This is a genomic window from Streptomyces sp. NPDC002144 (assembly GCF_053593695.1).
This window is the reverse complement of sequence record NZ_JBSFDB010000022.1, coordinates 158,007-184,254: the sequence shown is the minus strand read 5'-3', so window position 1 is coordinate 184,254 and position 26,248 is coordinate 158,007. Positions and strand designations below refer to the sequence as shown.

22 protein-coding genes, 1 rRNA gene and 1 riboswitch are annotated in these 26,248 nt (G+C 69.8%); of the genes, 17 read left to right on the top strand and 6 right to left on the bottom strand.

The window, feature by feature from the left end; all coding sequences use genetic code 11:
- The 11 genes from rrf to ACWCQ1_RS30160 form a co-directional block, all read left to right on the top strand.
- Positions 1-95: ribosomal RNA gene (rrf, locus tag ACWCQ1_RS30210) — 5S ribosomal RNA — on the top strand; the annotation flags it as partial.
- 110 nt (positions 96-205) lie between these two features.
- Positions 206-814 (top strand): CDP-alcohol phosphatidyltransferase family protein, encoded by a 609-nt coding sequence (locus ACWCQ1_RS30205; RefSeq protein WP_451027805.1) that lies wholly within the window; start codon positions 206-208, stop codon positions 812-814.
- 115 nt (positions 815-929) lie between these two features.
- Positions 930-3,425, top strand: a complete 2,496-nt coding sequence (locus ACWCQ1_RS30200) for a sugar phosphate nucleotidyltransferase (protein ID WP_133047468.1) — start codon at positions 930-932, stop codon at positions 3,423-3,425.
- 111 nt (positions 3,426-3,536) lie between these two features.
- Positions 3,537-4,442, top strand: coding sequence for a DUF881 domain-containing protein (locus ACWCQ1_RS30195; protein WP_358604385.1), 906 nt, complete (start codon positions 3,537-3,539; stop codon positions 4,440-4,442).
- Positions 4,439-4,771: a small basic family protein gene (locus tag ACWCQ1_RS30190; protein ID WP_003988855.1), complete on the top strand. Its 333-nt coding sequence runs from the start codon at positions 4,439-4,441 to the stop codon at positions 4,769-4,771. Before ACWCQ1_RS30195 ends, ACWCQ1_RS30190 begins: the two co-directional genes overlap by 4 nt.
- Before the next feature lie 5 nt (positions 4,772-4,776).
- On the top strand, positions 4,777-5,634 hold the full coding sequence (locus ACWCQ1_RS30185) for a DUF881 domain-containing protein (protein WP_358604394.1): 858 nt from the start codon (positions 4,777-4,779) through the stop codon (positions 5,632-5,634).
- Between the two features lie 82 nt (positions 5,635-5,716).
- Complete coding sequence (locus ACWCQ1_RS30180; RefSeq protein ID WP_133047471.1) at positions 5,717-6,601, top strand: FHA domain-containing protein; 885 nt, start codon at positions 5,717-5,719, stop codon at positions 6,599-6,601.
- Between the two features lie 19 nt (positions 6,602-6,620).
- A complete protein-coding gene (gene ftsR / locus ACWCQ1_RS30175) occupies positions 6,621-7,358 on the top strand; it encodes a transcriptional regulator FtsR (protein WP_451027804.1) in 738 nt (245 codons plus the stop codon).
- An 84-nt stretch (positions 7,359-7,442) separates the two neighbouring features.
- Positions 7,443-7,916: a bifunctional nuclease family protein gene (locus tag ACWCQ1_RS30170; protein WP_004002801.1), complete on the top strand. Its 474-nt coding sequence runs from the start codon at positions 7,443-7,445 to the stop codon at positions 7,914-7,916.
- Positions 7,917-8,175: 259 nt separating this feature from the next.
- On the top strand, positions 8,176-8,859 hold the full coding sequence (locus ACWCQ1_RS30165; protein ID WP_207929934.1) for a MerR family transcriptional regulator: 684 nt from the start codon (positions 8,176-8,178) through the stop codon (positions 8,857-8,859).
- 67 nt (positions 8,860-8,926) lie between these two features.
- On the top strand, positions 8,927-10,297 hold the full coding sequence (locus ACWCQ1_RS30160) for a DNA polymerase IV (protein ID WP_358604400.1): 1,371 nt from the start codon (positions 8,927-8,929) through the stop codon (positions 10,295-10,297).
- A gap of 49 nt (positions 10,298-10,346) precedes the next feature.
- Here ACWCQ1_RS30160 and ACWCQ1_RS30155 read toward each other — a convergent pair whose 3' ends face one another.
- Positions 10,347-10,724: a PRC-barrel domain-containing protein gene (locus ACWCQ1_RS30155; protein WP_207929935.1), complete on the bottom strand. Its 378-nt coding sequence runs from the start codon at positions 10,722-10,724 to the stop codon at positions 10,347-10,349.
- 111 nt (positions 10,725-10,835) lie between these two features.
- A riboswitch (glycine riboswitch) is annotated at positions 10,836-10,931 on the top strand.
- Positions 10,932-11,107: 176 nt separating this feature from the next.
- On the opposite strand from ACWCQ1_RS30155, the gene gcvP reads away from it, so the two are divergent.
- Positions 11,108-13,993, top strand: a complete 2,886-nt coding sequence (gene gcvP / locus ACWCQ1_RS30150) for an aminomethyl-transferring glycine dehydrogenase (RefSeq protein ID WP_358604403.1) — start codon at positions 11,108-11,110, stop codon at positions 13,991-13,993.
- A 46-nt stretch (positions 13,994-14,039) separates the two neighbouring features.
- Here gcvP and ACWCQ1_RS30145 read toward each other — a convergent pair whose 3' ends face one another.
- From ACWCQ1_RS30145 to ACWCQ1_RS30135, 3 genes are all read right to left on the bottom strand, one after another.
- Positions 14,040-14,459 (bottom strand): TOBE domain-containing protein, encoded by a 420-nt coding sequence (locus tag ACWCQ1_RS30145; RefSeq protein ID WP_358604406.1) that lies wholly within the window; start codon positions 14,457-14,459, stop codon positions 14,040-14,042.
- Between the two features lie 95 nt (positions 14,460-14,554).
- Positions 14,555-14,950, bottom strand: a complete 396-nt coding sequence (locus tag ACWCQ1_RS30140) for a TOBE domain-containing protein (protein ID WP_133047636.1) — start codon at positions 14,948-14,950, stop codon at positions 14,555-14,557.
- An 844-nt stretch (positions 14,951-15,794) separates the two neighbouring features.
- A complete protein-coding gene (locus ACWCQ1_RS30135) occupies positions 15,795-17,741 on the bottom strand; it encodes an APC family permease (RefSeq protein WP_133047478.1) in 1,947 nt (648 codons plus the stop codon).
- Between the two features lie 559 nt (positions 17,742-18,300).
- Here ACWCQ1_RS30135 and ACWCQ1_RS30130 point away from each other — a divergent pair.
- The 5 genes from ACWCQ1_RS30130 to ACWCQ1_RS30110 all read left to right on the top strand — a co-directional run bounded on the left by ACWCQ1_RS30130 (position 18,301) and on the right by ACWCQ1_RS30110 (position 24,760).
- Positions 18,301-20,148 (top strand): NAD-binding protein, encoded by a 1,848-nt coding sequence (locus tag ACWCQ1_RS30130; protein ID WP_358604412.1) that lies wholly within the window; start codon positions 18,301-18,303, stop codon positions 20,146-20,148.
- A gap of 394 nt (positions 20,149-20,542) precedes the next feature.
- Positions 20,543-21,835, top strand: coding sequence for an extracellular solute-binding protein (locus tag ACWCQ1_RS30125; protein ID WP_133047480.1), 1,293 nt, complete (start codon positions 20,543-20,545; stop codon positions 21,833-21,835).
- Positions 21,836-21,844: 9 nt separating this feature from the next.
- Positions 21,845-22,843: a carbohydrate ABC transporter permease gene (locus tag ACWCQ1_RS30120; RefSeq protein WP_358604415.1), complete on the top strand. Its 999-nt coding sequence runs from the start codon at positions 21,845-21,847 to the stop codon at positions 22,841-22,843.
- Entirely contained in the window at positions 22,840-23,661 is an 822-nt protein-coding gene (locus ACWCQ1_RS30115) for a carbohydrate ABC transporter permease (protein WP_133047482.1), read from the top strand. The genes ACWCQ1_RS30120 and ACWCQ1_RS30115 overlap by 4 nt, the downstream gene beginning before the upstream one ends.
- Before the next feature lie 52 nt (positions 23,662-23,713).
- The gene (locus ACWCQ1_RS30110) at positions 23,714-24,760 is read left to right on the top strand and encodes an endo-1,4-beta-xylanase (RefSeq protein ID WP_451027803.1); all 1,047 of its coding nucleotides are present in this window, start codon (positions 23,714-23,716) and stop codon (positions 24,758-24,760) included.
- On the opposite strand, the gene ACWCQ1_RS30105 is transcribed toward ACWCQ1_RS30110, so the two are convergent.
- Complete coding sequence (locus ACWCQ1_RS30105; protein ID WP_451027802.1) at positions 24,741-25,811, bottom strand: LacI family DNA-binding transcriptional regulator; 1,071 nt, start codon at positions 25,809-25,811, stop codon at positions 24,741-24,743. The genes ACWCQ1_RS30110 and ACWCQ1_RS30105 overlap by 20 nt on opposite strands.
- A gap of 235 nt (positions 25,812-26,046) precedes the next feature.
- Positions 26,047-26,241: a DUF5999 family protein gene (locus ACWCQ1_RS30100; RefSeq protein WP_133047485.1), complete on the bottom strand. Its 195-nt coding sequence runs from the start codon at positions 26,239-26,241 to the stop codon at positions 26,047-26,049.
- Positions 26,242-26,248 lie beyond the last annotated feature (7 nt).

Genomic DNA, 26,248 nt, shown 5'->3' with positions numbered 1-26,248 from the left:
AAACGCCCGGTTACATTCCGAACCCGGAAGCTAAGCCTTACAGCGCCGATGGTACTGCAGGGGGGACCCTGTGGGAGAGTAGGACGCCGCCGAACTTCTTTTAGAGCTCTGGCTCTTGGGCACACAAGCCCAGGAGCCAGAGCTTTTTTGCGTTGAGGTAAGGTCAGGGGGCATCGTCGGTTCGTTTCCCACAGGAGGCCCCCGGGTGGAGGTCCAGGAGACCCGTGTCCAGACGGACCGGGTCCTCACCATCCCCAACATCCTCAGCATGGCGCGCCTCGTCGGCGTGCCGATCTTCCTGTGGCTGATTCTGCGGCCTGAGTTCGGGGGGCCCAAGAGTGACGGGTGGGCGCTGCTGGTGCTGGCCCTGAGCGGCATCAGCGACTACCTGGACGGCAAGCTGGCGCGGCGCTGGAACCAGATCAGCAGCCTCGGCCGGCTCCTCGACCCCGCGGCCGACCGGCTCTACATTCTCTCGACGTTGGTGGGTCTTACCTGGCGCGAGATTCTGCCGATCTGGTTGACCACTGTACTTCTTGCGCGAGAGCTGGTCCTGCTGGTGATGGTGGGCATCCTCAGGCGACACGGGTATCCGCCGCCGCAGGTGAACTTCCTGGGCAAGGCCGCCACCTTCAACCTCATGTACGCCTTCCCGCTGCTGCTGCTCAGTGACGGAAGTGGATGGATCTCGTCACTCGCTGCTATTTTCGGATGGGCGTTCGCTGGATGGGGTACAACCCTCTACTGGTGGGCAGGAGTGCTCTACGTGGTACAAGTCCGCCGCCTGGTCCGTGCGGACGCCATGGCCGATTGAACTCACCGATTCCCGCCACCGCAGTGGCTCGATGGCCCCCGGTGTAAATGTGCGGGAGAATCTGGACGGGTGAAGTCGGCTAGACCGTCATCTGTTTGAGGAGGACGCTTCCGACATGAAGGCCGTCGTGATGGCCGGAGGCGAGGGCACACGCCTTCGCCCCATGACCTCGAGCATGCCCAAGCCGCTCCTGCCCGTGGCGAACCGCCCGATCATGGAGCATGTGCTGCGGCTGCTCAAAAGGCATGGGCTGAACGAGACCGTCGTAACTGTCCAGTTCCTGGCCTCCTTGGTCAAGAACTACTTCGGTGACGGCGAAGAGCTCGGTATGGAGCTTTCCTATGCCAACGAGGAGAAGCCACTCGGTACCGCCGGAAGCGTCAAGAACGCCGAGGAGGCGTTGAAGGACGATGCATTCCTCGTCATCTCCGGCGATGCGCTGACCGACTTCGACCTCACGGAGCTCATCAATTTCCACAAGGAAAAGGGTGCGCTCGTCACCGTGTGTCTGACGCGTGTGCCGAATCCCCTGGAATTCGGTATCACCATCGTTGACGAGGAAGGCAAGGTCGAGCGCTTCCTGGAGAAGCCCACTTGGGGGCAGGTCTTCTCCGACACCGTGAACACGGGCATCTACGTCATGGAGCCCGAGGTCTTCGACTATGTCGAGGCCGACGTTCCCGTCGACTGGTCCGGTGACGTCTTCCCGCAGTTGATGAAGGAAGGCAAGCCGGTCTACGGCTATGTCGCCGAGGGCTACTGGGAGGACGTCGGCACGCACGAGAGCTATGTGAAGGCGCAGGCCGACGTCCTGGAGGGCAAGGTCGACGTCGAGATCGACGGTTTCGAGCTCTCGCCGGGCGTCTGGGTGGCGGAGGGTGCCGAAGTGCATCCGGACGCCGTGCTGCGCGGTCCCCTCTACATCGGGGACTACGCCAAGGTCGAGGCGAACGCCGAAATCCGTGAGCACACCGTCGTGGGTTCGAACGTCGTGGTGAAGAGCGGCGCTTTCCTGCACAAGGCCGTCGTGCACGACAACGTGTACGTGGGGCAGCACAGCAATCTGCGTGGCTGTGTCGTCGGAAAGAACACCGACATCATGCGCGCCGCCCGGATCGAGGACGGCGCGGTCATCGGTGACGAGTGCCTGATCGGTGAAGAATCGATCGTTCAGGGCAATGTGCGGGTCTATCCGTTCAAGACCATCGAGGCCGGTGCCTTCGTCAACACCTCGGTGATCTGGGAGTCCCGCGGCCAGGCGCATCTGTTCGGTGCCCGGGGCGTCTCCGGCATCCTGAACGTGGAGATCACGCCCGAGCTCGCCGTCCGCCTCGCCGGCGCGTATGCGACGACCCTCAAGAAGGGCTCCACCGTCACCACGGCCCGCGACCACTCCCGAGGCGCCCGTGCCCTCAAGCGTGCGGTGATCTCGGCTCTGCAGGCCAGCGCGATCGAGGTGCGGGACCTGGAGAACGTACCGCTGCCCGTGGCCCGGCAGCAGACCGCGCGAGGCAGTTCCGGCGGGATCATGATCCGGACCACGCCCGGTGTGCCGGACTCCGTGGACATCATGTTCTTCGACGGACAGGGCGCGGATCTCTCGCAGGGCAGTCAGCGCAAGCTGGACCGGGTCTTCGCGCGGCAGGAGTACCGGCGCGCCTTCCCCGGTGAGATCGGGGACCTGCATTTCCCGGCGAGCGTCTTCGACTCGTACACGGGTTCGTTGCTGCGCAATGTCGACACCACCGGGATCGCCGAGTCCGGGCTGAAGGTCGTCGTCGACGCGTCGAACGGAAGTGCGGGGCTGGTCCTCCCCAGCCTGCTCGGGAAGCTCGGCGTGGACTCGCTGACCATCAATCCCGGACTCGACGAGTCGCGGCCCACCGAGTCGGCCGAAGTGCGGCGCTCGGGGCTGGTGCGGCTCGGTGAGATCGTGGCGTCCTCGCGGGCGGCTTTCGGGGTGCGCTTCGACCCGGTCGGTGAGCGGCTCTCGCTCGTAGACGAAAAGGGGCGGATCGTCGAGGACGACCGGGCACTGCTCGTGATGCTCGACCTGGTGGCCGCCGAGCGGCGCAGCGGCCGTGTGGCGCTGCCGGTGACGACCACTCGGATCGCCGAGCAGGTCGCGGCGTACCACGGGACGCAGGTGGAGTGGACGACGACCTCGCCCGACGATCTCACGCGGGTCGGACGTGACGAGACGACCATCTTCGGCGGTGACGGCAAGGGCGGGTTCATCGTCCCGGAGTTCAGCAGCGTCTTCGACGGTACGGCCGCCTTCGTACGGCTGATCGGGCTGGTGGCACGGACGCAGCTCACGCTCAGCCAGATCGATGCGCGGATTCCGCGTGCGCACGTCCTGAAGCGTGATCTGGCGACGCCGTGGGCCGTCAAGGGGCTAGTGATGCGGCGGGTGGTCGAAGAGGCGGGAGATCGCTTCGTGGACACCACCGACGGCGTGCGGGTGGTGGAGACCGACGGGCGCTGGGTGATGGTGCTGCCCGACCCGGCCGAGGCGGTCACCCATCTGTGGGCGGAGGGCCCGGACGACGCCTCCGCGCAGGCCCTGCTGGACGAGTGGTCGGCGGTCGTGGACAGCGCCGGGCGCTGAGGAAAAGCCGCAGCACACGCGCGTGCCGGACAAGTGTCCCCAAGGGGGCCTGTCCGGCACGCCGGTGGGGCCATTCGGAGGTAGTGGTCGCGACGTGCGACGATGTGCGGCATGCCGCAGCAGCCCCCCATTCGGAGCACACCCACGCGCCCTTCGCGGCCGGACGCGTCCATGTTCCTGCTCACCAACGTCATGGACCACAGCCTCGACGACGGCTACGCCGAGGCGGCCGCCCGCAAGAAGGCGGAGGGCGCCGGCGGGCTGCCCAGGACACTCAGTGCGAAGCTAGGCCTGGCGGCCGGGCTGGTCCTCGCGGCTCTCGTCGTCACCGTCGGCGCGGCACAGGCGCGCGTGGCGGCGCCCGTCGTGGCCAAGGAGCGCCAGGAGCTGATCGACCGCATCGACCGTGAGACGGCGAGCGCGGACAAGCTGGAGGGTTCCGTCGACAAGTTGCGCGACGACGTGAGCGAGCGGCAGCGTGAGGCGCTGAAGAAGAGCGGGGCGGGCGACCAGTCGGAACTCGTGGGCCTGCTGTCGGGTGCCGTCGCAGTCCACGGTCCCGGCGTGAAACTGGTCGTGAACGACGCCAAGGAAGCCACCAGCGGCGGCAACGGCGACCCGCGCGAGACCTCGGACTTCTCCGACACCGGCCGGGTCCGTGACCGTGACATGCAGCGTGTCGTCAACGGGCTGTGGGGGTCGGGGGCCGAGGCCATCTCCATCAACGGACAGCGCTTGACGGCGCTGTCGGCGATCAGGGCCGCGGGTGACGCCATACTGGTCGACAACAGGCCACTTGTTCCGCCGTACACGGTGCTCGCCGTGGGGGACGGCAAGCAGCTGAGCACCCGGTTCCAGGACAGCGTCGACGGACTGTATCTGCACGCGCTGCAGGAGAACTACGGCATCCGGACCAGCATCTCCGTGGAGGGCGACCTCCGGCTGCCCGCAGCACCGAGTGTGATCGTACGTACAGCACAGCCGAGCACCGAGAAAACTGAGAAGGGCACATCGTGATCGCCGTACTGGGCCTCGTCGTGGGAGTCGTGGCCGGACTGTTGGTCCGGCCTGAGGTTCCGGCGGTCGTCGAGCCTTATCTGCCGATCGCCGTCGTCGCGGCGCTCGACGCCGTCTTCGGTGGTCTGCGGGCCATGCTCGACGGCATCTTCGACGACAAGGTCTTCGTCGTGTCGTTCCTGTCCAACGTGGTAGTGGCCGCGCTGATCGTGTTCCTGGGCGACAAGTTGGGCGTGGGGGCCCAGCTGTCCACCGGCGTCGTCGTGGTCCTCGGCATCCGGATCTTCTCCAACGCCGCGGCGATCCGCCGGCACGTGTTCCGGGCGTGAGGCCGATGAGCGAGAAGGACGACAAGCCCGAGAACAGGCTGCGCAAGGAACTCCCCGAAGAGGTGCCGACGGAGGCACCCGAGGCTGCTGAGGCGAAGCCCGAGGCCGTCGAGGAAGCTCCCGAGGAGAAGGAGCCGGCGCTGACCGGGCGCCAGCGGCTCGTCAACGGTCTGTGGCCGCCGCGTGTCACCCGGGCCCAACTGATCGTCGCCGTGCTGCTGTTCGGCCTGGGCTTCGGACTGGCCATCCAGGTGGCCTCCAACAGCGACAGCGACAGTGCCCTGCGTGGCGCGCGGCAGGAGGACCTCGTACGCATCCTCGATGAACTCGACGACCGTACGCAGCGTCTTGACGACGAGAAGCAGGGGCTTGAGAAGCAGCGCGGCGAGTTGGAGAACAGCTCCGACCAGGCCGAGGAGGCCCGGAAGCAGACGATCGAGAAGGAGAGGCAACTGGGCATTCTGGCGGGCACGGTGGCCGCTCAGGGGCCCGGTATCACCCTGACGATCGAGGACGCGAAGGGAGCGGTCGAGTCGGACAGTCTGCTCGACACGATCCAGGAGCTGCGCGCGGCGGGGGCGGAGGCGATCCAGGTGAACGGAGTGCGCGTGGTTGCCAGCACCTACTTCACGGATTCGGGCAAGAGCGTCACGGTGGACGGGAACAAGATCAACGCGCCCTATCGTTTCAAGGTCATCGGCAAGCCGGCGGACCTCGAGCCGGCGCTCAACATCCCTGGAGGCGTGGTGCAGACTCTTGAGAAGGAGCAGGCCACGGTCACTGTCGAGCGGTCGAACAAGATCGTCGTGGACGCCTTGCGAGCGGCGAAGCAGCCTGACTACGCTCGGTCGTCCTCCCAGTGAACCGGCGGTGCATGGGGGGCGTCCGGCAGGGGCATGAGGTTGCGGGGGGTCGGCGCACCGAACGGGTGGTGCGTGGTGGAAACTGTCTGGTGGATACGGACGTTGTGAGGATGTCCGGGTCGGCCGGCGTAATGAGTCAGGGTTCGTCCTGCCCCACGGGCGGGTCTGTTTCGGTCAAGGGGAATCGCCCGTGAAGTTGTTTGCGAAGTTGTTCGGCAAGAGCGCGCGAGAGGGCAGCGACAATGCCACCGCCCGCCATCGCGCACAGCCCGACGCGGAGGGCCAGCGTCCGCTGTTCCGGGACCAGCTAGGTGGTCCGGGCGGTGACATTTCCGGAGGTCAGGGCGCGCCGTCTGTTGACCCTGCGCAGTCCGGCGGCATAGGTTTCGGGCAACCGTCAACCTCAACTTCGGGTGGAGGGTTTTCCCCTATGTCGGCCCTGGTGTGTACGAGGTGCGGTAACCGCAACGCGGAGAACAGCCGCTTCTGCTCCAACTGCGGCGCCCCGCTGCGGGCCGGGGCCACCCCCGAGCGCCCCTCGGAGACGACGTCCACGATCTCCATCTCCGGCCTGGAGGCCTACGACGCCGAGGTCACCGGGCAGACCCAGCTGCCCGCCCTCTCGCCCGAGGCCCAGGCGGCCGTGGACGCGCTGCCGATGGGCTCCGCGCTCCTCGTCGTGCGCCGCGGTCCCAACTCGGGCAGCCGCTTCCTCCTGGACAGCGACCTGACCACGGCCGGCCGCCACCCGCAGAGCGACATCTTCCTGGACGACGTGACCGTCTCGCGCCGTCACGTGGAGTTCCGCCGGGGCGGGGACGGCTCCTTCACGGTGGCCGACGTCGGCAGCCTCAACGGCACGTACGTCAACCGCGAGCGGATCGACCAGGTCGCCCTGAACAACGGCGACGAGGTGCAGATCGGCAAGTACCGGCTGGTGTTCTACGCGAGCCAGCGGGGCTACTGACCCTCCCCGGAGTAGGTCCATGCTGCAATCACCGAGCGGCGGTTCCGGGCACGGGGCCGCCGCCGCGGACAGTGGGCTGATGAGCATCGGCACGGTGCTGAACGTGCTGCGTGACGAGTTCCCCGAGGTGACCATCTCCAAGATCCGCTTCCTGGAGTCGGAGGGGCTCGTCGAGCCGCAGCGGACCCCTTCGGGGTACCGCAAGTTCACCGCCGCCGACGTCGAGCGTCTCGGTCACGTCCTGAGGATGCAGCGGGACCACTATCTGCCGCTCAAGGTGATCCGCGAGCATCTGGACGCCATGGAGCGCGGCGAGGCCCTGCCGTTGCCCGCCGTGAACCGTCAGCGGGACGGCGAGACCGTCCTGGAGCCCCTGGAGGGCCCCAGTGCCGCCCGGATCGGACGGGCCGAGCTGCTCGCCGCGGCGGGCATCGACGAGCAGGAGCTGGCGGAGTGGGAGTCGTACGGGCTGCTCACTCCGCTGCCGGACGGGGCGTACGACGCCGAGGCGGTCACCGTGGCCTCGCTCGTCATCGAGCTCGGGCGGTTCGGGATCGAGCCACGGCACCTGCGGGCCATGAAGGCCGCCGCGGACCGTGAGGCGGGCCTCGTGGACCAGGTGGTGGCCCCGCTGAAGCGGCACCGCAACCCCCAGACCAGGGCGCACGCGGAGGCCCGTACGAAGGAGCTGGCGGCGCTCACGGTGAGGCTGCACGCGGCCCTGGTGCAGACCGCGCTCGGCGTCCGCCTGCCCTGAGCGGACGCGGACGCGAAGGCCGGATCGGCCCCCCGTTCCCTGCCCGACTACCCAAACGTCCCGGGCACGGCCTAGGGTTGCTGTGTGAACGAGCTCGATGTCGTAGGTGTCCGGGTCGAAATGCCCTCCAACCAACCGATCGTGCTCCTGCGGGAAGTGGGAGGCGACCGTTACCTCCCCATCTGGATCGGGCCGGGGGAGGCGACGGCGATCGCCTTCGCCCAGCAGGGCATGGCTCCCGCCAGGCCGCTGACCCACGACCTGTTCAAGGACGTGCTGGAGGCCGTCGGCCAGGAGCTCACCGAAGTGCGCATCACGGACCTGCGTGAGGGTGTCTTCTACGCGGAGCTGGTCTTCGCCAGCGGGGTCGAGGTGAGCGCCCGCCCGTCCGACGCCATAGCGCTCGCGCTGCGCACCGGGACGCCGATCTACGGCAGCGACGGAGTGCTCGACGACGCCGGCATCGCGATCCCGGACGAGCAGGAGGACGAGGTGGAGAAGTTCCGCGAGTTCCTCGACCAGATCTCGCCGGAGGACTTCGGCACCAGCAGCCAGTGACGGACGGCCGGCCCGGCGGACCAGCGGTCCGTGACGGGCCGGTTGTGTCCGGTGACCACACAAATGCCGGCATTTGCCACCGGCGCGTGAGAGCGTCCTGAGGCTCGTCCCGAGCGCATTCGGCTAGCCTTTCCCCGCGGTGGGGTACGGGAAACCACTCTTAGGGTGATTATCACTCGGCGTGCCGAGTGTGGCGGTCGTTGACGCACCCCTGGTGGCTGCCTACCTTCGAGGAGGCAGGTCAAGGACGGAGGTCGGCGTGAGAAGCAGCGGCGACGGTGCGGCTGGGGGTGCCCCCGGACGTGAGGTCGGGGTGAGCCTTCCGTACCCGCCCCCAGGCTCTCAACCTCGTTCGGGTTGGGGGGACCCCCATCACGGCAGCGCGGCCGATCACGCTCCCCAGCGACCGACGGCCGTGCCCAGCAGCGGAGGGGCGACGTCCATGACGTCCGAGCAGATCGGCTACCGCGGTCCCACGGCCTGCGCGGCCGCCGGTATCACCTACCGGCAACTCGACTACTGGGCGCGCACCGGGCTCGTGGAGCCGAGCGTGCGGCCCGCGTACGGGTCGGGGACACAGCGGTTGTACAGCTTCCGGGACGTGGTCGTCCTGAAGATCGTCAAGCGGTTCCTGGACACCGGCGTGTCGCTGCAGAACATCCGCACGGCCGTGCAGCACCTGCGGGAGCGCGGCTTCCGGGACCTGGAGCGCATGACGCTGATGAGCGACGGCGCCACGGTCTACGAGTGCACCTCGCCGGACGAGGTCCACGACCTCCTCCAGGGCGGCCAGGGGATCTTCGGGATCGCCGTCGGGGTGGTCTGGCGGGACGTCGAGAGCGCGCTGTCCCAGCTGCACGGCGAGCGGATCGACACCGGCGAGACCCTCGTCGGTCAGAACCCCGCGGACGAGCTGGCACGGCGGCGCAACCGGGCCGTCTGAGGCGCGGGCGAGCGCCGCCCGACGTCGTACGGGGGCATTGTCAGTGGCGTAGGGCAGCATCGGACATGTGAGAAACGCGCCCACGATCCTGCATCTCGACATGGATGCCTTCTACGCCTCGGCGGAGCAGGCGTCCAAGCCGAGTCTGCGCGGGAAGGCCGTGGTGGTGGGCGGGCTGGGGCCGCGCGGGGTGGTGGCCACGGCCTCGTACGAGGCGCGGGTCTTCGGGGTGCGGTCCGCGATGCCGATGGCCCAGGCGCGGCGGCTGGCGCCGAACGCCGCGTATCTGGTGCCGCGGTTCGGTTTCTACCGGGCGATCAGCGAGCAGGTGATGGGCCTGCTGCACGAGTTGTCGCCGCTGGTGGAGCCGTTGAGCCTGGACGAGGCGTTCGTGGACCTGGAGGCCGGTGAGGCGGCCTGGGACGAGGCGTCGGCCAGGCTGGTGGGGGAGAAGCTGCGCGCCGACATACGGACCGGCACGGGGCTCACCGGGTCCGTCGGGCTCGCCGCGTCCAAGATGCTCGCCAAGATCGCCTCCGAGGAGGCCAAGCCCGACGGACTGGTGCTGATCGAGCCGGGGACCGAGCGGGCGCTGCTCGGGCCGATGCCCGTGCGGACGCTGCCCGGGGTGGGGCCGGCGACGGGCGATCACCTGCGGCGGGCCGGGATCACCACGGTCGACGACATCGCGGAGGCCGGGGAGGACGAGCTGGTACGGCTGCTCGGCAAGGCGCACGGGCACGCGCTGTACGCCATGGCGCTGGCGCACGACGACCGGCCCGTGGTCGCCGAGCGGGAGGCGAAGTCGGTGTCGGTCGAGGACACCTACGACGTGGACATCCACGACCGGATACGGGTGGGGCTGGAGGTGCAGCGGCTGGCGGACCGGTGCGTGCGGAGACTGCGGGCCGCCGGGCTGTCGGGGCGGACGATCGTGCTGAAGGTGCGGCGGTACGACTTCTCGACGCTGACCCGGTCCGAGACCTTGCGGGGGCCCACGGACGATCCGGCGGTGGTGCGGGAGGCCGCGGCCCGGCTGCTGGACGCCGTGGACACGACGGGGGGTGTGCGGCTGCTGGGAGTCGGGGTGAGCGGGCTGGCCGACTACACCCAGGAGGACCTGTTCGCGCAGGCCGCCGGGGAGACGACGGGGATGGAGCATGCCGGGGAGGAGGGGGTGGAGGAGCCCGTCGCGGAGCAGGTGACCGTGGTCGAGCGACGGTGGCCGGCCGGGCATGACGTCCGGCATGCCGAGTTCGGGCACGGGTGGGTGCAGGGGAGCGGGCTGGGGCGGGTGACCGTGCGGTTCGAGACACCGTGGTCCGAGCCCGGCAGGGTGCGGACGTTCCGGGTCGACGACCCTGAGCTGGAGGCGGCCGAACCGTTGCCGTTGGTCGCGGAGAGACCCGGGGTCTCGGTGGACGGGGGAGGCGTGTGAGCGAGGGCGGCGTGTGACGGGCCGGCTGTGGGTGTCGGCGGGGCGGGGGTCAGGCGTCCGCGTCCTCCTGGCCCGCGAGTCTGCCGAAGTCGCGGTCCGGGAGCGAGGGGGGTGAGGCCAGGTGGAGGCCGTAGTGGTGGTAGAGCTGGAGTTCCTGCTCGGGGGAGAGGTGGCGGCCCACGCCGAAGTCGGGGGCGTCCTTGATCAGCGCCCGGTCGAAGGGGACGTGGAGGGTGCCCTCGACCAGCTCGCTGGGCTCCAGGGGGACGAAGGCGTCGCGGGAGAAGAGACCCGTACGTATGGCCGCCCACTCGGGCACGCCGGTGGCGTCGTCGAGATAGACCTCGTCGATGGTGCCGATCTTCGTGCCGTTGCGGTCGAACGCCTTGCGGCCGATCAGGTTGCGCGGATCGATGTCGGTCTGCACGGGCCCTCCACATGGTCGCAACTCATCCGTAAGCACTACGAAAGTGCACATCGGGCGACGCGGCCACTCGAGCCGCGCTGTAGAGCGCACTGGTACTCTGTCAACGGCTGATGACCCCGTGCGGGAGAGTCCTCCGGGTGACACCGGAGGCGCCGAAGGAGCAAATCCTCCCCGGAATCTCTCAGGCTCACGTACCGCACGGACGAGGTCACTCTGGAAAGCAGGGCGGGTGTCACGGCTTCCGCCCTCACCGACGGTGAAAACCGGGAGCTTTCGGGCGACCCGGTGAAGCTCTCAGGTCGAGATGACAGAGGGGGAGGCCGTTCGGGTACCCGTGCCGTGGTGCCCCTCGAAGGTCGTGTCAGACCAGGAGGCCTCCGCAAATGACCGCCCATCGCATTCCGCTCTCCGAGCTCGAGAAGGGGATCCCCTTCGAGCAGCGCCACATCGGGCCCGACCAGGAAGCCCGGGCGAAGATGCTCGCCCACATCGGGTATGGCTCGCTGGACGAGCTGACCACCGCCGCGGTGCCGGACGTCATCAGGAACGCCGATGCCCTGGAGCTGCCGGGAGCGCGGACCGAGGCCGAGGTGCTGGCCGAGCTGCGTTCGCTGGCCGACCGCAACCAGGTGCTCGGCTCGATGATCGGGCTCGGGTACTACGGCACCTTCACGCCGCCCGTGATCCTGCGGAACGTGATGGAGAACCCCGCCTGGTACACGGCGTACACCCCGTACCAGCCCGAGATCTCCCAGGGGCGGCTCGAGGCCCTGCTGAACTTCCAGACCATGGTCGCCGACCTCACCGGACTGCCCACCTCCGGTGCCTCGCTGCTCGACGAGGGGACGGCGGCGGCCGAAGCCATGTCCCTGTCCCGCCGTATGGGGAAGAACAAGAAGGGCCTGTTCCTGGTCGACGCGGACGTGCTGCCGCAGACCATCGCCGTGATCGAGACCCGCGCCGAGCCGACGGGCGTGGAGGTCGTGGTCGCCGACCTGAGCGACGGCATCCCGGCCGAGGTCGCCGGGCGGGAGATCAACGGCGTGCTGGTCCAGTACCCCGGCGCCTCCGGTGCCGTACGCGACATCAAGGCGGTGATCGACCAGGCGCACGAGCTGGGTGCCCTGGTCACCGTCGCCGCCGATCTGCTCGCCCTCACCCTGCTGAAGTCGCCCGGCGAGCTCGGAGCCGACATCGCGGTGGGGACGACCCAGCGGTTCGGTGTGCCGATGGGCTTCGGCGGGCCGCACGCGGGCTACATGGCCGTGCACGAGAAGTTCGCGCGCAGCCTGCCCGGACGGCTCGTGGGCGTGTCCGTGGACGCGGACGGGCACCAGGCCTACCGGCTGGCCCTGCAGACCCGTGAGCAGCACATCCGGCGGGAGAAGGCCACCAGCAACATCTGCACCGCGCAGGTGCTGCTCGCGGTCATGGCCGGCATGTACGCCGTGTACCACGGTCCCGAGGGGCTGCGGAGCATCGCCTGGCGCACGCACCGCTACGCCACGATCCTCGCCGAGGGCCTGAAGGCCGGGGGCGTCGAGGTGGTGCACGGGGCGTACTTCGACACGCTCACCGTGCGGGTCCCCGGACGGGCCGCCGAGGTCGTGGCGGCCGCCCGGGACAACGGCGTCAACCTGCGCCTCGTCGACGCCGACCAGCTGTCGATCGCCTGCGACGAGACGACCGGGCGGGCCCAGCTGGCGGCCGTGTGGGCGGCCTTCGGGGTCGACGGCGACGTCGAGGCGCTGGACGCGGTCGCCGGGGCGGCCCTGCCCGAGGACCGGCTGCGCCGGGACGACTTCCTCACCCACCCCGTCTTCCACCAGCACCGCTCCGAGACCGCCATGCTGCGCTACCTGCGCCGGCTGGCCGACCGGGACTACGCGCTCGACCGGGGCATGATCCCGCTGGGCTCCTGCACCATGAAGCTCAACGCGACCACCGAGATGGAGCCGGTCACCTGGCCCGAGTTCGGTCAGCTGCACCCCTTCGCCCCCGCCGAGCAGGCGCAGGGCTACCTCACGCTCATCCACGAGCTGGAGGAACGTCTCGCCGAGGTCACCGGGTACGACAAGGTGTCGCTGCAGCCGAACGCCGGGTCGCAGGGCGAACTGGCCGGGCTGCTGGCCGTACGGGGATATCACCGGGCCAACGGGGACGAGCAGCGGACCGTGTGCCTGATCCCGTCCTCCGCGCACGGCACCAACGCCGCCAGCGCCGTGATGGCCGGGATGAAGGTCGTCGTCGTGAAGACCGCCGAGGACGGCGAGATCGACGTCGAGGACCTGCGGGCGAAGATCGAGCAGTACCGCGACGAGCTGGCCGTGCTGATGATCACGTATCCCTCGACGCACGGCGTGTTCGAGGAGCACGTCGCCGACATCTGCGCGCAGGTGCACGAGGCCGGCGGGCAGGTCTACGTCGACGGCGCCAACCTCAACGCGCTGGTCGGCCTCGCCAAGCCGGGCCACTTCGGCGGGGACGTCTCGCACCTGAACCTGCACAAGACCTTCTGCATCCCGCACGGCGGCGGCGGTCCGGGCGTCGGCCCGGTGGGTGTGCGCTCGCACCTGGCGCCGTACCTGCCGAACCACCCGCTGCAGCCGGAGGCCGGCCCGGAGACCGGCGTGGGGCCCATCTCGGCCGCGCCCTGGGGTTCCGCGGGCATCCTGCCGATCTCCTGGGCGTACGTCCGGCTCATGGGCGGTGAGGGGCTCAAGCGGGCCACGCAGGTGGCCGTGCTGTCCGCCAACTACATCGCCAAGCGGCTCGAGCCGCACTACCCGGTGCTCTACACCGGGCCCGGCGGTCTGGTCGCGCACGAGTGCATCATCGACCTGCGGCCGCTGACCAAGGCGACCGGGGTGAGCGTCGACGACGTGGCCAAGCGGCTGATCGACTACGGCTTCCACGCCCCGACCATGTCCTTCCCGGTGGCCGGCACGCTGATGATCGAGCCGACCGAGTCCGAGGACCTGACCGAGCTGGACCGGTTCTGCGACGCGATGATCGCCATCCGCGCGGAGATCGAGAAGGTCGGCTCGGGCGAGTGGCCGGCGGACGACAACCCGCTGCGCAACGCGCCGCACACCGCCGCCGCCCTGGGCGACGAGTGGGAGCACGCGTACACGCGCGAGGAGGCCGTCTTCCCGGCCGGTGTCTCCGCCGCCGACAAGTACTGGCCGCCGGTGCGGCGGATCGACCAGGCCTTCGGCGACCGCAACCTGGTGTGCTCGTGCCCGCCGCTGGACGCCTACGAGGACTGAGCCGGTCGTGGATGAGGGCCCCGCTTCGGCGGGGCCCTCTTCCGTGTCAGGCCGTGGCCAGTGACACCTCGGTCGACTTGATCAGGGCGACGACGGAGGCGCCGGTCGTCAGGCCCAGGTCGGTCGCGGCGTCCCTGGTGATCGCGGAGGTCAGTTCGCCGCCCTCGACCGCGACCTTCACGGAGGCCATGGCGCCGCCGGTGGCGATGTCGGTGATGGTGCCGGGCAGTTGGTTGCGGATGGACAGGCCCTGGACCGGCGCGGTGGCGAGGGACACCTCCGTCGACTTCACCAGGGCGCGTACGGCGGTCCCCGCGGCGAGGCCGAGTTCCTCGACGGACTCCAGGGTGATCGCCGCGGTGATCTCCTGGCCGCCGGTGAGGCGGACCTTGACGGTGGCCATGACCTCGCCGGGGGTGACGGCGGTGACCGTGCCGGGGATCTGGTTGCGGATGCTCAGGCTCATGGGAACGCCTCGCGGGAGATGGGGGATCGGTGGGGCCTGTGGGCGTTTGTGCCCACGGGTCACCGTAGCCGCCGGGGGGCGTTCCGGCCGGGAGGTCAGACGCGGTCGATGTGGACGTTCGTCGACTTCACGCGGGCCGTGGCCTCCATGCCGACCTCCAGGCCCAGTTCCTCCACGGCCTCCCGGGTCAGCAGGGAGACCAGACGGTGCGGACCGGCCTGGATCTCGACCTGGGCGGCCACGTCGCCGAGTTTGATCGCGGTGACGATGCCGGGGAAGGCGTTGCGGACCGAGGTGTACGAGGTCTCCTCCTCGCCGGTGCCCGCCTTGGCGAGCTCTACGGAGAAGGCGGCCAGGTCCCGGCCGTCGATGAGTCGCCGCCCGCCCTCGTCGCGGTGGGTCACCACGCGGCCGGCGTCCGCCCAGCGCCGCGCGGTGTCCGGGCTGACGCCGAGCAGCCGCGCCGCCTGGCCGATCGTGTAGCTCTGCATGCCGTAACGATAGGGGCGTGGCCGGGGGCCGGTGGAAAGGGCCGGTGCGAAAGCGACGCCGTGGGCGAAGGTGGTCGGGACGGCGCCGGGTAGGTCCGCGGAGGTGAGGCCGAGGCGGTCGGCCCGCCAGGGCCCGGGCGGGGGCGGCCGTCGCGTGCGTCGGGCCCGCCCCGGGGACGGCGCCACGGCACCCAGGGTCTTTGCCGCCGACGCCGACCGGGGTGAGCGATCCGGTGACCGGCCGGCATTCCATCCGGCGCCGGCGGTCCACGCCGCGTGCTGGTCCGCGGCCACTCTGTCCGCCGTCCTGGCAGGAACCCGCCGGGCGAGAGCGACGCCGTCGCTGTCGTCAGGACAGGCCCGCCCGACTCCCTGAGGACGGCCAGGGCGGTCGTCGTCGATCCGGTGGCTGAGGCGGCGCAGCACCTCCGTGCCCTGGCGCAGTGTGCCGCGCTCGATGGAGCGGCGCACGCCCGTGCCGAGTTCGTGCCACACACCAGAGGGTCGGCCATCAGGACGCGGGGGTCGAGTTCGAGCCGGGCGCCGTGGGCGTCGCGCAGCACCAGGTGGCAGGACGCGCCGCTGTACTGCCGTACGGCGATCAGTGCGTCCGTGCACGCCAGGTGCCTGCGCAGGGGCCGCGTGCGGTCGGCCGGCCGGGGCCCGCGGTCATGCGGGGCGGGAGCAGGACCGTGAAGGCGGCTGCGGACAGGGGCCCGCGGCGAGCCGGGCACTGCCTCGCCAGTGGCGGTCCCCGACCGGGCTCGCGCGTCTGGCGCTGAGGATGTGCCGACGGCGGGGCGCCCTCAGCGGCTGGGCGCCGCCGCTGACCGGGCCCTGACGTTCAGCCGGTGTGGACCCGGGGTCGGCGTGCGCGGTCCGGTTCCGCTTCGCGCAGGACTTCTCGGGTGACCGGGGCGACCTCGCCCTGGCCGAAGAGGAAGAAGCGCAGGAAGTTGGCGAAGGGGGTGCCCTCGGTCCACTCGAAGTAGATGTGCGGGATGCAGCCCGTGGTGTCGCGGACGTGGAGGGCGAGGGCGGCCAGGGCGTTGGGGATGGAGGAGGACTCCAGGGTCAGGACGCGGTAGCGGTTGTGCAGGACCTCGCCGTGCACCGTCAGGCCGGCCTCGAACTCGGACGGGTCGGTGACCGTGACCTCGACGAAGACGAAGTCCTCGCCGGGGATGTCGTTGTCGGCGCGGATCTGTTCGATCTTGTCGCGGTACTCGGCCTTGTCGCGTCGGCCGGGCTCGTTGGCGATGAGCCGTATCTTCCGGCTGGACATGTCCCGGATGAATCGCTGCGCCATGTCGTCGAGCTCGACATGCGTGACGCGCAGCTCGAAGGCGCGGGCCAGCCGGGACAGCAGGGAGACCAGGATGATACCCGCGATGAAGCAGGCGCCGATCTTGACGCCGTCCGGGCGTTCGACGACGTTCGCGCCGGTGACGTAGAGCAGGACCGCCGAGACGATGCCGAAGCCGATGGTCCAGCCGCGCTGGCCCGCGCGCCGGGCGGCGATGGTCACCGCGATCGCGGCCGAGGACATGAGCACCAGGACGCCGGTGGCGTAGGCGCCGCCCTGGGCATCGACGTTCGCGTCGAAGATCCAGGTCACGAGGAAGGCGATCAGGGTGAACACGATGACCATGGGCCGTACGGCGCGGGCCCAGTGCGGGGCCATGCCGTAGCGGGGCAGATAGCGCGGCATGAGGTTGAGCAGTCCGGCCATCGCGGAGGCGCCGGCGAACCACAGGATGGCGATGGTCGAGACGTCGTAGACCGTGCCGAAGGCGCCGCCCAGGTACTGGTGCGCGAGGTAGGCCAGGGCACGGCCGTTGGCCTGGCCGCCGGTCTTGAACTCCTTCTCCGGGATCAGCACCGTGGTGATGAAGCTGGTGGCGATCAGGAAGACGCTCATGATCAGGGCGGCGGTCGTCAGGAGCTTCTTGGTGTCCCGGATCCGGCCCTTGGGGTTCTCCTCGGTGTCACCGTCGTCGCCCTGGACGTGCGGCATGACCGCGACACCGGTCTCGAAGCCGGACAGGCCGAGCGCCAGCTTCGGGAAGACCAGCAGGGAGACGCCGATCATGGCGAAGACGTTGCCGTGTTCCGCGGTGAGGGCGCTGGTCCAGTCGGTGACCACATGGCCCTCGGTGAGGACGTGCCAGAAGCCGACGGCCACGACCACGGCGTTGAGCCCGAGATAGGCGACGACCAGGGCGACTGCGACGCCGATGGCCTCCAGGAAGCCCTTCAGGAAGACCGCGCCGAGCAGGGCGACCAGGACCAGGGTGATCAGCATCTGCCGGCCCTGCAGGGTGCTGGTCAGGTGCGGGTTCTCGACCAGGTGGGTCGAGGCGTCCGCGGCCGACAGCGTGATGGTGATGAGGAAGTCGGTGGCGGCGAAGCCCAGCAGGGCGAGGACGAACAGCTTGCCCTTCCAGAACGACAGCAGTCGCTCCAGCATGGCGATCGAGCCCTCGCCGTGCGGGCTCTCCTCGGCGACCCGGCGGTAGACGGGCAGGGCACCGGCCAGGGTGACGATCACGAGCACGACGGTCGCGACCGGTGAGAGGAGACCGGCCGCCAGGGCCGCGATGCCGGGCTGGTAGCCGAGGGTCGAGAAGTAGTCCACACCGGTCAGACACATGACCCGGTACCAGCGCTGGCCCTTGTGCGGGGGCTCCGGCTGGGCGTGCGGGGCCTGCTGGATCCCCTTGCCCATGTCGGACAGACCCTCCAGCATCCAGGCGCGCATACGACTGGGAGGGTGTTCGGTCGTGGCCATCGGAGTGCTCCTGATGTGCGGGCCGTCGTGTGGTTCTGGCCATCACGCGGACGGCGGCACCAGCGTAAGCGGAGAGTTACGTGTGGGCCCACGGATGAGACGGTCGAGGGCGTCAATCTTGCGTTAAGACTCGCTGGCGGGGGCGCTGACGGACATGCGTCGGGCCGACTTGCACGGGTTCGCCGAGTTCTGGGCCGTATGGGGGTCGGGGCCGCGTCCCGAGCGGTGGACACCCTCTGTCATGGCGGGGCCGGTTTCATGGAGCGCTGGAGGAGTCGGTGGTGGATCAGGTCGGGGGACTCGGCGGGTACGGTTCCCGCGTGGTCGGTCAGCCGGCGCGGGCGGCGGGCTCCTCGCGCTCGCTCTGGTCGGGTTCCAGGGCCGTGCGAGCGCCGCGGGCTCAATGGGGGCGGTACTCGCCGCGCCTTGGCGTGGTCTTGACGCAATCTTGGATGCTGTCAGGTACACGGCTGGAACAGTCCTCATGATCCCTGCCGTTCAGCCTGATGTGACGTCAACTCTCCCCTCCCGCACACCAGCCGGTCAGAGATCGCAGCACATGGTGATCTGCGGCGACGACGGACTCGCACACCGGCTGGCCGTCGAACTGGACGCCGTGTGCGGCGAGGTCGTCACCGTCGTGCTGCCCTCCACGAGCGACGAGCACGGCGCGCGGATCGCTGCGCTGCACCAGGACCCGGACTCGCCGGTCGAACTGCACGTCTCCGCCCGCCCCGACGAGCGGACGCTGCGCGCGGCGGGCGTCGAGCGGGCCGCCGCGCTCGCCCTCACCTACCGTGACGACCAGGTCAACATGACGGGCGCCCTGCTGGCCCGGACCGTGAACCCCTCGGTGCGGCTGGTGGTGCGGATGTTCGACGGTGAACGCGGCCGGCACCTGGAGCGGCTGCTGGACCGGGCGGCGGGGCTGTGCGACGACCTCGGCCAGGACACCTCCGCCACGGTGCTGTCCGACGCCGACACCGCCGTACCGGAACTGGTGGCGGCCGCCGCGGTGGGCCATGGGCACACCCTCCAGGTCGAGGGGAAGGTCTTCCGCGGGGTCGTACGCCCCGCCGGTACGCCGCCGCACACCACCGACCTGGCCACGCTCGCCGTCCTGTCCGGCGCCCACCAGGACGATCCCGCGAGCCAGGACAGCGCGGAGACCACGGGCGAGAACGGCATCCGGTTGCTGCCCGACGACCGGACCGCATACCACCGGCAGTTCACGCACGGCCGGCTGATGCTGGAGGAGGTCAGCCATCCCGCAGCCGAACAGACCGCGCGGAGTCGGCGTTTCCGCCCGCGCAGCTGGGTGCGGGCGCGCCTTGCCCATCTGCCGTGGAAGGTCTTCCTCTCCCATCAACTCGCGGCCGTGTACGGGGCCTTGGCGGCGGTGGTGGCCGGGCTGTCGACGGCGACGGCGCTCTTCGCCGACGAGCGCCCGTGGTGGAAGAACATCTACCTGCCGTTGCTGGACATCTTCACCATGGGCGACCCGGCCACCGAGGAGTCGGTGGCCCGGAGGGTGCTCCAACTGCTCGCCGGTTTCGTGGGGTTGGCCGTCCTCCCGCTCGTCGTCGCCGGGACGGTGAACGCCACCGACGCCTTCCGTACCGCCTCCGCGAGCCATCCGCCCGACGACGACGTGGACGGCCACATCGTCCTGGTCGGCCTGGGCATGGTCGGCACCCGCGTACTCGACCGGCTGCACGCCACCGGGCACCAGGTCGTCGCCATCGAACGCGACCCGCGGGCACGCGGCGTCGCCCTCGCCCGCCGGCTAGGGATACCGCTGCTGCTGGAGGACGCCACGGAGCCGGCCGTGCTCGAACGGGCCCGTGTCCGGCAGAGCGGCTCGCTGCTCGTCCTCACCCGCGACGACGGCCAGAACCTCGACATCGTCATGGCCGTCCGGGAGACCAACCCCGCGGTGCGGGTGGTGACACGGCTGTACGACGACGCGTTCGCGGCGACCGTGCAGCGCACCCTGCGTGCCTCCTACCCGGACGCCCTCACCCGCAGCAGAAGCGTCTCGGCGTTGGCCGCGCCCTCCTTCGCCGCGGCGATGATGGGCCGCCATGTGCTGGGCGTGATGCCGGTGGAGCGGGGCTCGCTGCTGTTCACCTGCGTGGACGTGGCGGGGCACGCCGAGCTGGAAGGGCGCTCGGTGCACGAGGCGTTCCGGGAGAACGAGTGGCGGGTGCTGGCCGTGGGGGCCGCGCGCGGTCCGCTGCCCGGATCGGCGGCCGTGGACGGCCCCGACGCTCCTCGCCCCGACCGGACGGACTTCGACTGGCGTCCGGCACAGGGACGGGTGCTGGTCGCGGGCGACCGGGTGGTCCTGGCGACGACGCGGCGGGGACTGGACGTCCTGATGACAGGCGTGCGGTCGCGTCCGTGAGGTCGGTCGGCCCTCGCCCACCGGGACCCGGGCCGGGCGCAGCACGCGTCGCAGCTGCCGGCCCACCTCATCACCGAGCCCGGCAGGGGTATCGCTTCGAGACCTGAGCTTCTACAGTGCGCAGTGCCCCTCCGGAAGGTTCGTCGACTCATTCGAATGTTTCGATGTTCTTCCGGAGGGGCTGACGCATGTAAGGGGTCCGATCAATCCCTGATCTCGTCAACGGTCCGGCCGTCCACGCAGGTTGGCCGCAGATTGACTGCGTACAAGGGGTTGCCACCGTTTGGGAGCTGTCTCTAGGGTGCGGCAACAACGCATCTTTCTGGATCAACTCCGAAACTTTCGGTCCAGCGGACGGCCGTCCACACGCCGTCCCTACCCCAAGGAGCGCATCATGGGCGACCGGGCACTGTCCCGCCGCGGCTTCCTGGCGGCCTCCGCCGCGGCCGGTCTGGGCATGACCGCACTGAGCGGCTGCGGCGGCGACTCGGACGGGTCGTCGGCGGACGGCACGACCACGATCGAGTGGTGGAACATCTCCACCACCGAGCCGACGAAGACCGTCTGGGCCGGACTGGCCAAGAAGTTCGAGGCCCAGAACCCCAAGGTCAAGCTGAAGATCGTGCAGCTGGAGAACGACGCCTACAAGTCGAAGATGACCGCGCTGACCGCTTCTGGGAAGCTGCCTGACATCTTTCACACCTGGGGCGGCGGCGTGCTCAGGCAGCAGATCGACGCGGGGCTCGTCGAGGACCTCACCGACCGCACCAAACCGTGGGCCGACGGCGTGCTGCCGGTGGCGAAGCAGCCGTACATCTTCGACAAGAAGGTGTACGGCATCCCGTTCGACATCGGAATGATCGGCTTCTGGTATAACAAGGCGCTCTTCCAGCAGGCGGGCATCAGCACGCCCCCCACCACCTGGAGCGGCTTCCTCGACGCGGTGAGGAAGCTCAAGGCGAAGAACATCACGCCCATCGCCCTCGCCGGCAAGGAGAAGTGGCCCGAGATGTACTACTGGGCCTACCTCGCCATGCGCACGGCGGGTATCGCCGCCCTCCAGAAGGCCAGCGACGACAAGGACTTCAGCGACCCCGGGCTGGTCCAGGCCGGGCAGCACCTCCAGGACCTCGTCAAACTCCAGCCGTTCCAGAAGGGGTTCCTGGGCGCCTCGTACTCCACCCCGACCGGACAGGCCGCCACCATGGGCAACGGCAAGGCGGCCATGGAGCTGATGGGTCAGTGGGCCCCGGTCGTCGAGGCCGACTCCGGCAAGGGGCTCGGCTCGAACCTGGGCTTCTTCCCCTTCCCGGCCGTCGAGGGCGGAAAGGGCGCGATCACCGAGGTGTTCGGTGGTGGCGGCGGGCACGCCCTGCGCAAGGGCGCGCCGCAGGCGGCCGTCGACTTCCTGAAGTTCTTCGCCTCCGAGTCCACAGACCTCGAACTGGTCAAGAAGACCAACACCCTGCCGATCGTGCCCGGCGCGGAGAAGGGCCTGTCGGACCCCAACACCAAGGCGGTACAGGCGCAGTTGAAGGGCGCGACCGGCTTTCAGCTCTACCTCGACCAGGCGTACGCGCCCGCCGTCGGCCAGGAGGTCAACGACAGCGTCTCCGCGCTCATCGCCGGCTCCAAGTCGCCCGAGCAGGTCACCCAGTCGATCACCAAGGCCGCGAAGGAAGCGTAGTAGCCGGCGATGACCTCCACTTTCCTCCCGGACGAGCGGACCGGCACCGGCCTCGCCCCGACCTCCCCCGTCGCGAGGCAGGGACGCGGCCGGGCGCGCCGGCGGCTGGTCAACTGGCTCACCGCGGTCGGCTTCCAGGTGCCCGCGCTGGTGCTCTTCATCGGCCTGGTGCTGCTGCCGATGCTGTTCGCGCTGTACGCCGCCTTCTTCCGCTGGGGCGGCTTCGGCATGCCCTCCGACTACATCGGCACGGACAACTTCACCCAGCTCTTCAAGGACGACGTCTTCCTCGGCGACCTGTGGCGCTGTCTGCTCCTGGTCGGCCTCTCACTCGTCCTGCAACTGCCGTTCGCGCTGGCCATGGCGGTGGCGCTGAACCAGCGGCTGCGCGGCCGGGCCGTCTACCGGATGCTGTTCTTCGCCCCGTACGTGCTGTCCGAGGCCATCACCGGCGTCCTGTTCAGCATGGTCTTCGCCCCGGACGACGGGCTCGCCGACCATGTGCTCGGCGCCGTCGGCCTCGGCGGGATCGGCGGGGAGTGGTTCGCCGACCCGTCCTACGTCATGGCGACCCTCTTCCTCGTCATGACCTGGAAGTACTTCGGCTTCCACATGATGCTCTACCTCGCCGGACTCCAGTCCATCCCGGCCGAGTTGACGGAGGCGGCGCTGATCGACGGCGCCGGCCCCTGGCAGCGCTTCCGCAACGTCACCCTGCCGCTGCTCGCCCCCACCCTGCGCATCAGCGTCTTCCTCTCCGTCATCGGGGCCATCCAACTGTTCGACCTGGTCTGGGTGATCACCCAGGGCGGACCCGACCACCACTCCGAGACGATGGCCGTGACCATGTTCCAGTACGGCTTCAAGCGCTACCAGGTCGGCTACGCCAGCGCGATCAGCGTGGTCATGTTCGGCATCTGTCTCGTCTTCGCCCTCGCCTACCAGCGGTTCGTGCTCCGCCGCGACCTCGAGGGAGCCACCACGAACATGAGGGGAGACGGCGCGTGAAGACCCTGCGCAAACTGCCGCTGCACGTCGTGCTCGTGCTGGTCGGCTCGGTGGTGGTGGTACCCCTGCTGTACGCCGCCCTGTCCGGCTTCAAGTCGACGGACGAGCTCTCCCGCAACCCCTTCGGGCTGCCCGAGCACTGGCTGACCGGGAACTACACCGACATTCTCGGCTCGGGCGACTTCTGGCGGCTGCTCGGCAACAGCACGCTGGTGGCGGTGGCGACGACCGTGCTCGTGGTCGCCGTGTCCGCCCTCGCGGCCTTCTCCTTCGCCCGGTTCGCCTTCCGCGGGCGGGAGGTGCTGTTCATGTTCTTCACGATGGGGCTGATGTTCCCCTTCGCGGTGGCCGTCCTGCCGCTGTTCCTGATCCTGCGGTACCTGGACCTCCTGGACAACCCACTCGGCGTGATCCTCCCGCAGGCCGCCTTCGGGCTGCCGATGACCATCATCATCCTGCGGGGCTTCTTCCGGCAGATCCCGGGAGAGCTGGAGGAGGCGGCCACGCTGGACGGGTGCAGCGCCTTCGGGTTCTTCTGGCGGGTGCTGCTGCCCATGGCACGGCCGGCGCTCGGCACGGTCTCCGTGCTCGCCGTCGTCGCCAGCTGGAACAACTTCATGCTGCCGCTGCTGGTGTTCACCGACTCCAAGTGGTGGACGCTGCCCCTCGGCGTCGTGCAGTTCCAGGGCCAGTACTCCGCCGAGTACGCCCGCGTCTTCGCCTACCTCGTGCTGGCGATGGTCCCCGCACTCGCCCTCTACTCGGTCGCCGAGCGCCAGCTCGTCGGCGGCCTCACCGCCGGCGCCACGAAGGGATGACGCGCGCCGGCGGACGTACGGCCCCACACCACACACCGTGAGGAGTCGCACCATGCGCAAGACCACCCGACTCAGACTCGCCGGCGCGCTCGCCGCCGGCCTGGTCGTGGCCGGCCTCGCCGCCGGGCCGTCGGCCCAGGCGAGCCCCAAGCAGCCGACGCTCGCGGAGCTGGCCCAGCGCCACGGCCGCTACTTCGGCAGCGCGACCGACAACCCCGAACTCACCGACAGCGCCTACATGGCCCTGCTCGGCAAGGAGTTCGACATGATCACGCCCGGCAACGGAATGAAGTGGTACGCCACCGAGCCGCAACAGGGCGTCTTCGACTGGACCGACGGCGACCAGATCGTGAACCTCGCCCGCGGAAACCACCAGCGGATACGGGCCCACACCCTGGTCTGGCACAGCCAGCTGCCGAGCTGGCTCACCGACCGCGACTGGACGGCGGCCGAACTGCGGGCGGTGCTGAAGAACCACATCCAGACGGAGGTGCGGCACTACCGGGGCAAGGTCTACTCCTGGGACGTCGTCAACGAGGCGTTCAACGAGGACGGCACCTACCGGGAGACCCTCTGGTACAAGACCCTCGGCCCCGGATACATCGCCGACGCGCTGCGCTGGGCGCACCAGGCCGACCCGCACGCCAGGCTGTACGTGAACGACTACAACATCGAGGCGGTCGGCCCGAAGTCGGACGCGTACTACCGGCTGGCCAAGGACCTCAAGGCACAGAAGGTCCCGTTGGACGGCATCGGCCTGCAGGCCCACCTGGCGCTGCAGTACGGCTATCCGGCCACCCTGGAGGACAACCTCCGCCGGTTCTCCCGGCTCGGTCTGGACACCGCGCTCACCGAGGTCGACATCCGGATGATCCTCCCGGCGACCGACGACAAGCTGGCGCAACAGGCCCACTGGTACGGCCGGTTGACCTCGGCCTGTCTGGCGGTCCGCCGCTGCGTGGGCATCACGGTCTGGGACTACACCGACAAGTACTCCTGGATCCCGGCCTTCTTTCCGGGGGAGGGCGCCGCGCTCCCGTGGGACGATCAACTCGCGCCCAAGCCCGCGTACTTCGCCATCAGGAAGGCTCTGCACTAGCTCGGGGCAGTGCCGGTGGTGCGGTGCTGGACCGCACCACCAGCTCCGTGCCCAGCTCCACGCGCGGTGAGTCCGGCTGCTCGTCGCGGGTCAGCCGCAGGGCCGTACGGACCGCCAGCTTGCCCATGTCGGCGAGGGGTTGGCGGACCGTGGTGAGCGGGGGAGCGGACCAGCGGACCTCGGGGAGGTCGTCGAAGCCGACCACGCTCATGTCCTCCGGCACGCGCAGGCCGCGTCGGCGCAGCGCCTCGATCGCGCCGAGCGCCATCTGGTCGCTGGCCGCGAAGACGGCGGTCGGCGGTTCGGGGAGGTCGAGGAGGGTGTTGCAGCCCCGGAAGCCGGACTCGGGGTGGAAGTCGCCGGGGACGACCAGGGTTTCGTCCAGGGCGACGCCGGCGCCCTCCAGGGCCGCCCGGTAGCCGTCCAGGCGGGCGCGGGAGCACAGCAGCCGGGGCGGGCCCGCGATCAGGCCGATCCGGCGGTGGCCGAGGGACAGCAGATGGTCGGTGGCCGCCATGCCGCCGGACCAGTTGGCCGCGCCGATGGTGGGCACGTCGAGGGCGGGGGAGCCCGCCGGGTCGACGACGACCAGCGGGACGCCGAGGGCCCGCAACTCCTCGTGCAGCACCGGCTCCAGGGCGGAGGTGACCAGGATGACGCCGTCCGAGGCGCCGGCCCGGAGGTTGCGCATCCATTCGCGGGCGTCTCCCGAGCGCCCGTGGATCGCCGACACCACCGTGCCGACCCCGGCCGCGTGCGCCACCTCCTCCACGCCCCGGATGATCTCCACCGCCCAGGGGCTGTCGAGGTCGTTGAAGACGAGGTCCAGCAGGGCCGCACCGCTGCCGGAAGCGGTCGGGCGCTTGCGGTAGCCGTGCCGCAGCAGCAGGTCCTCCACCCGGGCCCGGGTCCTCGGCGACACGTCGGACCGTCCGTTGACGACCCGCGACACCGTCGGCACCGAGACCCCGGCCTGCCGTGCGATCTCCGTGATGGTGACCCGGCCCCGCCCCTCGGGCGCCTCCCCGGACCCGGCCTCGGCTGCTGCCAATCCCCCCACCTCCGTGGACGCTTGCGGCGAAACTTCCAGAAGTCTTCCGGAAAGCGGGCGTCCGTGGGAAGGGAGATCACCCCCGGATCCGGACCTCGGCACTGCCGTCACTTCAATACGCGAGGGTAACTACGGTCCGTGATCGGGGCCGGACATGCGTAGGGGCCGGCTCGCGGTTCAGGTCCGCGACCGGCCCCGGATGTCACCGGACGGCTCGGTGCCGCCCGGGCTCGCCTCAGGCGGCGGTCATCACCTGGCTGCGGTGCGGGGCGATGATCTGGCCGTCGGGCAGGAGCTCACCGGTGTCCTCGAAGAGCAGAACGCCGTTGCACAGCAGACTCCATCCCTGCTCCGGGTGGTGCGCCACGAGGCGGGCGGATTCCCGGTCGGCGGAGTCGGCTGAAGGGCACGGTGGCTGGTGCTGGCACATTGGTGGG